We start from the raw sequence: 9,182 nt of genomic DNA, 5'->3' as shown, positions 1-9,182 counted from the left end.
TGCTTAATCGAAAGAAATCTTTTGATTAATATAGTTTGCCTGAGTGTTTGTTATTAATATGATGTATATTTGTTTGGTTGGATGGGTGGCTGGCTGGCTGGCTGGCTGGCTGGCTGGCTGGCTGGCTGGCTGGCTGGCTGGCTGACTATTATTGCGTTTAAAATAAATTTCTTCGCCTTCTTCGGTGCTTTGTCCGCCATTCAATACGCAATCTTTAAACGGAAAATCCAACACAATATCCGAATTGTCTTTCAAAAAGCGGTTGCCGTCCGTCAAACCAATGCGGTTGGCGTATTTTGTGTAGGAATTATTGATGCTGTGTTTGTCCAAGAAAAAACGAAAATCCTGCAATTTAAACACCAAAACACCATTCACTTCCACAAAGAAATGGCGTTTTAACTCATCATTATTCAATAACAAACCGATAATGGACGGGTCGGTTTTTTCCACCAAATCCAACAGGATGTTTTTGGCCAAAATGGTTTTTTCTTCGTTCGCCCATATTTTTTCGTGTGGTAGCAGGGCTTGGGCTAATTCGGTTTGAATGCCTGTCTTCATCGTTATAAATCCTCATCAGTTATTTTAATGTGCCATTCTTGTGTAACGGCAAATGGCTTTACAAATAAATTATAATAAAATCAATTCTTTGCTGTCTTTGCTGTTTCCGGGGGCGTTCGCAACGTTGCGATAAGCGGGGCGGGTGTCCGAATGCATCGGGATTTTGCGGAAATATCAACATATTATTCAAACACAGCCCGTATTTTTAACCGCCGCTCAGGCGGCGGATGCCGCCGTGTTCATCAGGCGCAAGGCTTTCAGACGGCATATTTCTTTTTGATATTCCGCCAAACCGACAAAGCGGCCGTTTTCCGTGTAAACGCGTACCGGCGTATCGGAAGGCAGGTCTTCCTCGAAACGCGGCCGTTGCCCGCATTGGAGCATATGGACGGCATAATCGTTTAAAACGGTTTGGGGAAAGTGTGAAACCAATACGTCGCAGGGCAGCAGCAGACCGTCGCGTTCTGTTTCGTTTAAATTTGCCAAAGCTTCGAGCGTGTGGCTTTGGGCGATGGTAAAGCCGGCGGTTTCGGTGCGGCGTAGGGCGGTCAGGTGGGCGAATGTGCCGATGTGTTTGGCGATGCCTTCGCTGAGGGTGCGGATGTAGGTGCCTTTGCTGCAACGCACGCTTATCACGGCTTTGGGCGCGTCAAACTCGGCAATATCGATAGAGTAAACGGTAATGTCGCGCGGTTTGCGTTCGATAACAATGCCTTTGCGCGCGTATTCGTACAACGGTTTGCCTTCGTGCTTGAGGGCGGAAAACATCGGCGGCACTTGGCGGATGTTGCCTGTCAGTGCTTGGCAGGCCGTCTGAAATTCGGCTAAGGAAATATCGGCGCGGGCGGCGGCAATGATTTCTCCTTCGGCATCGCCCGTGCTGCTGGCTTCGCCGAGTTTCAGCGTGGCGGTGTAGGCTTTGTCGGCATCCAGCAGGTATTGGGCGAACTTGGCCGCTTCGCCGAAGCAGACGGGCAAAAGTCCGGTTGCCAAAGGATCGAGCACGCCGGTATGCCCTGCTTTTTCGGCATGAAACAAACGCCGCGCTTTTTGCAGGGCGGTGTTGCTGGAAAGGCCTTCGGGTTTGTCGAGAAGAAGAACGCCGTTGACCGGGCGTTTGGCGGGTTTATTGGTCATATTAATTAGGGAATATTAATGTTCAGACCGTCTGAAAGGGTTCGGACGGCCTGCGTGTCAGCTTAATTCTTCATTCAATAATTCACGAACAGAGTGTTTTTCATCAATTAGATCAATGCTGATTGCATCAAAGCCATTTCGTTTTAATGAGTCAAAACTAATGATGCGGCCATCAATTAAGGGGACTTGTCCTTCAGAATTGACGAAATCTTCATATTCATCTTCGTAGTCTATATTGTAATAAAGATGAATCGGAACTCGGTAAGTATATTCATCCAAATCAGTTAACGTTCTGTTTTGCTTTTGATTTTGGCTATATTTGTCGCAGAACATAGCGTTATAGCCATGTTCCGCCCCATCAAACAATACGATTTCATCGCCGCTTACAGCTTCTACCGCCACAATTTTTACCGGCGCCTTATCAGTATCGGTAATCAATCCATCAAAAGGCTCTCCATAGTAACGGATGTGGAAAGTATCTCTACCTTGGCAGGATAATGAAAAGCAACGATGCCCGCCTTCAATTTGCAGGTTATCACTATGTGCATAGGCGGCTAAATGTTCGGGAATCAGATTGTTCATTCTGGCAGTATCAGTCTTCAACCGGTTTTTCCGCCGCCACTTGATCGATAAGGGCGGACAGGCTCATACCGCGTTCCAAAGATTCGTCGTATTTGAAATGCAGTTCGGGGATTTTGAACAGCTTGATGCGTTTGGACAATTCGCTGCGGAGGTGTCCGCGCGCGTGTTCCAGCACTTCTTCCGTAATTTCGCGCGTATCTTGGTTCAAAACGGTGTAGAACACGGTGGCGTGGCTGTAATCGCGGGTAATTTCGACTTCGTTGATAGTGATGAAGCCGGCGCGCGGGTCTTTCAGTCCGGTACGGACGAGTTCGGCAAGCTCGCGCATAATTTGTTCTTTGACACGGTCTTGGCGGGCGTAGCCGCGTTGGGGTTTTCTCATGAATATCCTCAGATTTGGTTTCAGACGGCATTTCTGCCGCCGGGGCGGTTGCAAAGGGGCGTATTATAGCCGAATCGGCGGGATTTTAAGGTAATACGTTGATAAGCACGGATATAGTTATTATACTTGGCAACCCGAACGGCGCATGCCGTTTCTGCAACGCACACATTGTAAAGAAAGCCATGTCCAACGAAAACCGTACCTGTTCCTTTTGCGGAAAATCCAAATCACACGTCAAACATTTGATTGAGGGCGAAAACGCCTTTATCTGCGACGAATGCGTCTCAAACTGCCTCGAAATATTGTACGAAGGCGACAACGGCGGCACGCCTCCGGAAAATGCCGGAGGGGAGCCGGAAGAATCCGGCAAACTGCCCACGCCCGCCGAAATCGTTGCCAACCTCGACGATTATGTCATCGGGCAGGGGCAGGCGAAAAAGGCGCTGGCGGTTGCGGTTTACAACCATTACAAACGCCTGCGCCACCCGAAAGCCGACGGCGGTGTCGAATTGTCGAAATCCAACATCCTGCTTATCGGCCCGACCGGATCGGGTAAAACGCTGTTGGCGCAATCTTTGGCACGCAAACTGGACGTGCCGTTCGTGATGGCGGATGCGACCACGCTGACCGAAGCCGGCTATGTCGGCGAAGATGTCGAACAAATCATTACCAAACTGTTGGGCAAATGCGATTTCGATGTCGAAAAAGCCCAGCACGGCATTGTCTATATTGACGAAATTGACAAAATTTCGCGTAAAAGCGACAACCCGTCCATCACGCGCGACGTGTCCGGCGAAGGCGTGCAGCAAGCCTTGCTGAAACTGATTGAAGGTACGGTGGCAAGCGTTCCGCCCCAAGGCGGACGCAAGCATCCGAATCAGGAATTTATCAACGTTGATACCGCCAACATCCTGTTTATCTGCGGCGGCGCGTTTGCAGGCTTGGAAAAAGTGATTCGCCAGCGCACCGAGAAAGGTGGTATCGGTTTCGGCGCGTCCGTTCACAGCAAGGACGAAAATGCCGGCATTACCAAGCTGTTCGGCATCGTCGAACCGGAAGATTTAATCAAATTCGGCCTGATTCCGGAATTAATCGGACGTTTGCCCGTGATTGCAACTTTAGAAGAACTGGATGAGGACGCGCTGATTAATATTTTAACCGAGCCGAAAAACGCTTTGGTCAAGCAGTATCAAGCCTTGTTCGGCATAGAAAACGTCGGGTTGGAATTTGAAGAAGGCGCATTGCGTTCCATCGCGCGGCAGGCAATGGAACGCAAAACCGGCGCGCGCGGCCTGCGTTCCATCGTCGAACGCTGCCTGCTCGATACGATGTACCGCCTGCCCGATTTGCAAGGCTTGAAAAAAGTGGTGGTCGGCAAGGCAGTCATCGAAGAGGGCAGGGAACCGGAATTGGTGTTCGAGTCCTGATGGCAAACAAAACCGCTTCGGAACGTTGGATCACGTTTCCGAAGCGGTTTTTTGTTTCTGATGCCGTCTGAGGCCTTCCCGTCTTCAGACGGCATCTGCTTTCTGCCTAGGGGCGGTTTGCGGCGGCAAATTCCGTCAGCACGTGTTCCAAACGCCGCAAACCTTCCGCAATATCCTCATCGTTCAACAGCAGCGAAGGCGCGAAACGCAATACGTCCGCACCCGCAACTAAGATCATCACGCCGTGTTTCAAGGAGGTAGCGGCGATTTCGGATGAGCGTCCGCGATAAGGCGTGTCCAACGCGCAGCCGAGCAGCAGCCCCATCCCGCGAACCTGTGAGAACAAGCCTGTTTTCCTGCCCAAATCCAGCAATGCCGTCTGAAGTTTCTGCCCCTGACTGCGGACGTTGTGCAAGGTTTCCGGCGCGTTGATGATGTCGAAGGCGCGGCTGCCGACCGCACACGCCATCGGGTTGCCGCCGAAAGTCGAGCCGTGCGTGCCCGGTTGGAAGGCGGCGGCAATCTTTTCTGTCGCCAGCATCGCGCCGATCGGAAAGCCGCAGCCCAAGGCTTTTGCCGAACTCAAAATATCGGGAACAACGCCGTAATGTTCATAGGCAAACAGCCTGCCCGTATGCCCCATCCCGGTTTGAACTTCGTCCAAAATCAACAACGCATTGTGCCGGTCGCACAGACGGCGCGCCGCCTGCAAATATTCCGCAGTGGCGGGCAGGATGCCGCTTTCGCCCTGTATCGGCTCGATGATGACCGCGCAGGTCTGTTCGCCGACGGCAGCTTCCAGCGCGGCAATATCGTTGAACGGAACGTGCGTAATGCCTTGCGGCAGCGGTGCATAATCCTTACTGTATTTCGGCTGTCCGCCGACGGACACGGTAAACAGCGTGCGTCCGTGGAAACTGTTGATACAGGCGACGATTTCGCTTTTGCCTCCGCCGAAACGGTCGCGCGCATATTTCCTTGCCAGCTTTAACGCCGCCTCATTCGCTTCCGCGCCCGAGTTGCAGAAAAAAACCTTGTCGGCAAAACTGTGTTTCACCAATTTTTGCGCCAATTCCTGCGCCGGCCGCGTCGTATAGATATTGGAAATGTGCCACAGCTTGTGCATCTGCGCGTTTAAAGCATCGACAAGGGCAGGGTGGCAGTGCCCCAGAGCGTTAACGGCGATGCCGCCTGAAAAATCAATATATTCACGCCCTTCCGTATCCCAAACGCGGCTGCCTGAAGCGCGTTCGGGAATCATCGGGGCAAAGGCGAAATTGGGGGTCAGATAGTTTTGCATAATTGCTCCTGATTGCGGTTTTGTTCGGGATTATGCACCGTTTTTCAAGGCGGATAAAGGGAAATTGCCGACAATATCGGGCAGTGGTAAAAATAAACCTAAATATTTTCAACCGGATAGCTGAAAAAACAAAAAAATTTCGATATAATGCTTGAGGCGCGGCAGCGTTTTGATTTAGAATCTCCCCAATATTTTTATCTTCGGACGGCATTTCATCATGCAAGGCAAAACGTTTACAACCGCTTACTGCTATTGGTACCACACAGACGTGCGGTGCTTTTTTGCGCTTGCTTGAAATCCATCCCATACGCAAAACAGGCCGCTCGAAAACGGGGCGGCTTTTTTGTTACCTTCACACAGGTCGCCCGATTCGGCAACACACGACAGAATCAGGAAAATGACCATGGATGCAATGCCCCAAACCGCCGTACAAAACGAAAACCTGCACACTTGCAGCATTATTGTCGATGATGCGCAGGATTTTTCCCCCATGCTTCTCGATGCAGGGCGGGACGACACGCTCATCAGCGAATCGATGATTCCGCAAATCCGCACCGTTGCCGCCCTGATAGCCGCCGAACGGCACGACTTCAGCCGCAGCAGCCCCGCCGAGTTTACCGATGCCGCCGATTTTTTTGCCGCACGGATTCTCGTATTGGGCGTGCGACGCTTCCATCTGGACGTATCGCTGCTTCAGATTTTGAAAACCGCAAACAAGCGCGCCTGCCGCTTTGCCGAAAAACACCGCCTGTTTTTCACACCCGCACAAGCCGAATTGAGCCTGAACAAACACAAAAACCGCCGCCTGCTGACCATAGAAACCGAACACGAAGTCGAAAACAAAGGCAACCCTGTCGCCAACAGCCTCGCATTTGTCCGCAAACTGCACACCCTACCCCTGTAAACATCACGATTTGCCGGCAGAATGCTTGCCAAAATTCCCGACGGCGATACAATACAACCGATTTTCCACCCGAACAGGACACACATGAAAAAAATCATCGCCTCCGCGCTTATCGCAACATTCGCACTCACCGCCTGCCAAGACGACACGCAGGCGCGGCTCGAACGGCAGCAGAAACAGATTGAAGCCCTGCAACAGCAGCTCGCACAGCAGGCAGACGATACGGTTTACCAGCTGACTCCCGAAGCAGTCAAAGACACCATTCCTGCCCAGGCGCAGGCAAACGGCAACAACGGTCAGCCCGTTACCGGCAAAGACGGGCAGCAGTATATTTACGACCAATCGACAGGAAGCTGGCTGCTGCAAAGCCTGATTGGCGCGGCGGCAGGCGCGTTTATCGGCAACGCGCTGGCAAACAAATTCACACGGGCGGGCAACCAAGACAGCCCCGTCGCCCGTCGCGCGCGTGCTGCCTACCATCAGTCCGCACGCCCCAATGCGCGCACCAGCAGGGATTTGAACACGCGCAGCCTCCGTGCAAAACAACAGGCGGCGCAGGCGCAGCGTTACCGCCCGACAACGCGCCCGCCCGTCAATTACCGCCGTCCCGCTATGCGCGGTTTCGGCAGAAGGCGGTAAACCCGGCGCGCCAATGCCGTCTGAAGGGCTTTCAGACGGCATTTTTGTATTTGTTAGGGGCATTGTTATGTTGCCGTTTGATTTTCAGACGGCATTTTGTTTCCAAGCGTTTGATGTCGGGATGGCAATTCTGATCTACGTGCGTTGGCAGGGCGGCATTGTCATGCCGCCGTTGGGTTTTCAGACGGCATCATATCGAACCGTCAAGCCGTAGGGCGAGATTGGGTAGGCAGGAATGCCCATCCTGCATCTGAAACCCTTCTGCGTCATTCCCACGCAGGAAGGAATCTAGATATTTGAATTTACGGAAATTTTCAATCGTTGCCAAAGCGGAAAAGGGTTTTTATAGTGGATTAACAAAAATCAGGACAAGGCGACGAAGCCGCAGACAGTACAGATAGTACGGCAAGGCGAGGCAACGCGGTACCGGTTTAAATTTAATCCACTATATTGCAGATTAATCCTTTGGGTATCAAAGCCGGGCGGTGCTGAAACATTACAAAAATGCCGTCTGAAACTCGAAATCGGTTTCAGACGGCATTGGTTTACGCGGCAGGTTGGGGCTTAGCGGTCTTTGTAACGGCGTTCGCTTTTGCCTGCAAAAGAGTCGCCGACTTTGCGTTTGCCTTTGAAGCCTTCGCCGGTTTTTTTGAAACTGTCTTTCTTAAAGCCTTCTTTCTTGAAACCTTCGCCGCGCGTTTTGCCGCCGAAGCCTTCTTTGCCCGGTTTATGATCGCCGCGCCGGCCGCCGGATTTCCTATCGCCCCAGCCGCCTTTGCCTTTCGGCTTGCCGCCTGCGGATTTGCGTTTGCGGGTCGGCTCCATGCCTTCGATGGTCAGTTCGGGCAGTTTGCGGTTAATGTATTTTTCGATTTTGTGGACTTTGACGTATTCGTTCACTTCGGCAAACGTAATCGCAATACCCGTGCGGCCTGCGCGGCCGGTGCGCCCGATGCGGTGGACGTAGTCTTCCGCCTGTTTCGGCAGGTCGTAGTTTATGACGTGGGTAATGGTCGGTACGTCAATACCGCGTGCGGCAACGTCGGTGGCAACCAAAATTTTGCAGCGGCCTTTACGCAAATCCGTCAGCGTGCGGTTGCGCCAGCCCTGCGGCATATCGCCGTGCAGGCAGTTGGCGGCGAAACCTTTTTCGTACAATTCATCCGCGATGACTTCGGTCATCGCTTTGGTGGACGTGAAAATCACACATTGGTCGATGTTGGCATCGCGCAGGATGTGGTCGAGCAGGCGGTTTTTGTGGCGCATATCGTCGCAGTACAACAACTGCTCTTCGATTTTGCCTTGGCCGTCCACGCGTTCGACTTCGATAATTTCAGAGTCTTTGGTCAGTTTGCGCGCCAGTTTGCCGACTGCGCCGTCCCAAGTGGCGGAGAACAATAAAGTCTGACGGTCGGCCGGGGTGGCTTCCACGATGGTTTCGATGTCGTCGATAAAGCCCATATCCAACATACGGTCGGCTTCGTCCAAAATCAGCACTTCCAAACGTTCAAAATCAACTTTGCCGCTTTGCATCAGGTCCGTCAGACGGCCCGGAGTGGCGACAATCAAATCGACCGGTTTGCTCAGGGCGCGGGTTTGGTAGCCGAACGATGTGCCGCCGACGATGCTGACGGTGCGGAACCAGCGCATATTTTTGGCATACGCCAGTGCGTTTTTCTCGACTTGCGCCGCCAGTTCGCGGGTCGGTGCCAACACCAGCGCGCGCGGGCCTTTGCCCGGTTTTTCGCTGCGTTTGGTCAGTCGCTGCAAAGTCGGTAACAGAAAGGCTGCGGTTTTTCCGGAGCCGGTTTGCGCCGAAGCCATGATGTCGCAGCCTTCCAAAGCAAACGGAATAGCTTGCGCCTGAATCGGCGTCGGGCTTTCGTAACCCTCGCTGCTGACGGCGGACAAAATGTTTTTATCAAGGTTCAAATCGGCAAATTTAATAGACATGGCTATCCTTGGAAGACAACAACGCCCGCGTCCGAAAGGTTCAGACGGCCTGAAGCAGGGAAGGGTAACGATACGGGGAATGTGAAGTTACAGGGTTGTCGCAAGCGGCTTGCTTGTGGTTTACATCGACGGCAACCTGCACAGATACGCTTTGCAAGATCAAAGCAACAAAAGAAACGCGCCCGTAAGGGCGGTTTAGGTTGGAAGGCGATGGCTTCGTATGACGATATAAGCGGAGAATGGTATAGGGTTTGCCCGAAAAGGTCAAGCAATCGGGCGTTAATTACAGTAAAATTTCCG

General features: G+C 52.4%; 10 protein-coding genes. 4 read left to right on the top strand and 6 right to left on the bottom strand.

Annotated features, from left to right (window positions below; genetic code table 11):
* Positions 1 to 3: 3 nt before the first annotated feature.
* From DFR77_RS09320 to rbfA, 4 genes are all read right to left on the bottom strand, one after another.
* Complete coding sequence (locus DFR77_RS09320) at positions 4 to 558, bottom strand: site-specific DNA-methyltransferase (protein ID WP_249033557.1); 555 nt, start codon at positions 556 to 558, stop codon at positions 4 to 6.
* 216 nt (positions 559 to 774) lie between these two features.
* Positions 775 to 1,695 (bottom strand): tRNA pseudouridine(55) synthase TruB, encoded by a 921-nt coding sequence (gene truB / locus DFR77_RS09315; RefSeq protein ID WP_003688873.1) that lies wholly within the window; start codon positions 1,693 to 1,695, stop codon positions 775 to 777.
* A 57-nt stretch (positions 1,696 to 1,752) separates the two neighbouring features.
* Complete coding sequence (locus DFR77_RS09310) at positions 1,753 to 2,277, bottom strand: hypothetical protein (RefSeq protein WP_003688872.1); 525 nt, start codon at positions 2,275 to 2,277, stop codon at positions 1,753 to 1,755.
* A 10-nt stretch (positions 2,278 to 2,287) separates the two neighbouring features.
* Positions 2,288 to 2,659 carry a 30S ribosome-binding factor RbfA gene (rbfA, locus tag DFR77_RS09305; RefSeq protein WP_003688871.1) on the bottom strand — a complete coding sequence of 124 codons (372 nt, stop codon included), beginning with the start codon at positions 2,657 to 2,659 and terminating at the stop codon, positions 2,288 to 2,290.
* Positions 2,660 to 2,841: 182 nt separating this feature from the next.
* Between rbfA and clpX the strand changes: the two genes are divergently transcribed.
* Positions 2,842 to 4,086 carry an ATP-dependent Clp protease ATP-binding subunit ClpX gene (gene clpX, locus DFR77_RS09300; RefSeq protein ID WP_003688869.1) on the top strand — a complete coding sequence of 415 codons (1,245 nt, stop codon included), beginning with the start codon at positions 2,842 to 2,844 and terminating at the stop codon, positions 4,084 to 4,086.
* Between the two features lie 106 nt (positions 4,087 to 4,192).
* Here the strand turns inward: clpX and DFR77_RS09295 are convergent, their stop codons facing one another.
* Positions 4,193 to 5,386 carry an aspartate aminotransferase family protein gene (locus DFR77_RS09295; protein WP_003688867.1) on the bottom strand — a complete coding sequence of 398 codons (1,194 nt, stop codon included), beginning with the start codon at positions 5,384 to 5,386 and terminating at the stop codon, positions 4,193 to 4,195.
* A 403-nt stretch (positions 5,387 to 5,789) separates the two neighbouring features.
* Between DFR77_RS09295 and DFR77_RS09280 the strand changes: the two genes are divergently transcribed.
* From DFR77_RS09280 to DFR77_RS09270, 3 genes are all read left to right on the top strand, one after another.
* Complete coding sequence (locus DFR77_RS09280; protein WP_010357954.1) at positions 5,790 to 6,290, top strand: hypothetical protein; 501 nt, start codon at positions 5,790 to 5,792, stop codon at positions 6,288 to 6,290.
* 84 nt (positions 6,291 to 6,374) lie between these two features.
* Positions 6,375 to 6,929 carry a hypothetical protein gene (locus tag DFR77_RS09275; RefSeq protein WP_003688863.1) on the top strand — a complete coding sequence of 185 codons (555 nt, stop codon included), beginning with the start codon at positions 6,375 to 6,377 and terminating at the stop codon, positions 6,927 to 6,929.
* Positions 6,930 to 6,942: 13 nt separating this feature from the next.
* Positions 6,943 to 7,143: a hypothetical protein gene (locus tag DFR77_RS09270; RefSeq protein ID WP_003693002.1), complete on the top strand. Its 201-nt coding sequence runs from the start codon at positions 6,943 to 6,945 to the stop codon at positions 7,141 to 7,143.
* 350 nt (positions 7,144 to 7,493) lie between these two features.
* Here the strand turns inward: DFR77_RS09270 and DFR77_RS09265 are convergent, their stop codons facing one another.
* Entirely contained in the window at positions 7,494 to 8,882 is a 1,389-nt protein-coding gene (locus DFR77_RS09265; RefSeq protein ID WP_003693004.1) for a DEAD/DEAH box helicase, read from the bottom strand.
* Positions 8,883 to 9,182 lie beyond the last annotated feature (300 nt).

The organism is Neisseria gonorrhoeae (assembly GCF_003315235.1).
Taxonomy (GTDB): domain Bacteria; phylum Pseudomonadota; class Gammaproteobacteria; order Burkholderiales; family Neisseriaceae; genus Neisseria; species Neisseria gonorrhoeae.
Note: the sequence above shows the minus strand (reverse complement) of the source record. Positions and strands in the feature narration are given on the sequence as shown.

What these genes read in the sequence shown, in the direction of transcription:
- DFR77_RS09320 (WP_249033557.1), bottom strand. Translation starts at nt 558, where the DNA reads ATGAAGACAGGCATTCAAACCGAATTAGCCCAAGCCCTGCTACCACAC.
- DFR77_RS09265 (WP_003693004.1), bottom strand. Translation starts at nt 8,882, where the DNA reads ATGTCTATTAAATTTGCCGATTTGAACCTTGATAAAAACATTTTGTCC.
- rbfA (WP_003688871.1), bottom strand. Translation starts at nt 2,659, where the DNA reads ATGAGAAAACCCCAACGCGGCTACGCCCGCCAAGACCGTGTCAAAGAA.
- truB (WP_003688873.1), bottom strand. Translation starts at nt 1,695, where the DNA reads ATGACCAATAAACCCGCCAAACGCCCGGTCAACGGCGTTCTTCTTCTC.
- clpX (WP_003688869.1), top strand. Translation starts at nt 2,842, where the DNA reads ATGTCCAACGAAAACCGTACCTGTTCCTTTTGCGGAAAATCCAAATCA.
- DFR77_RS09280 (WP_010357954.1), top strand. Translation starts at nt 5,790, where the DNA reads ATGGATGCAATGCCCCAAACCGCCGTACAAAACGAAAACCTGCACACT.
- DFR77_RS09310 (WP_003688872.1), bottom strand. Translation starts at nt 2,277, where the DNA reads ATGAACAATCTGATTCCCGAACATTTAGCCGCCTATGCACATAGTGAT.
- DFR77_RS09270 (WP_003693002.1), top strand. Translation starts at nt 6,943, where the DNA reads ATGCCGTCTGAAGGGCTTTCAGACGGCATTTTTGTATTTGTTAGGGGC.
- DFR77_RS09275 (WP_003688863.1), top strand. Translation starts at nt 6,375, where the DNA reads ATGAAAAAAATCATCGCCTCCGCGCTTATCGCAACATTCGCACTCACC.
- DFR77_RS09295 (WP_003688867.1), bottom strand. Translation starts at nt 5,386, where the DNA reads ATGCAAAACTATCTGACCCCCAATTTCGCCTTTGCCCCGATGATTCCC.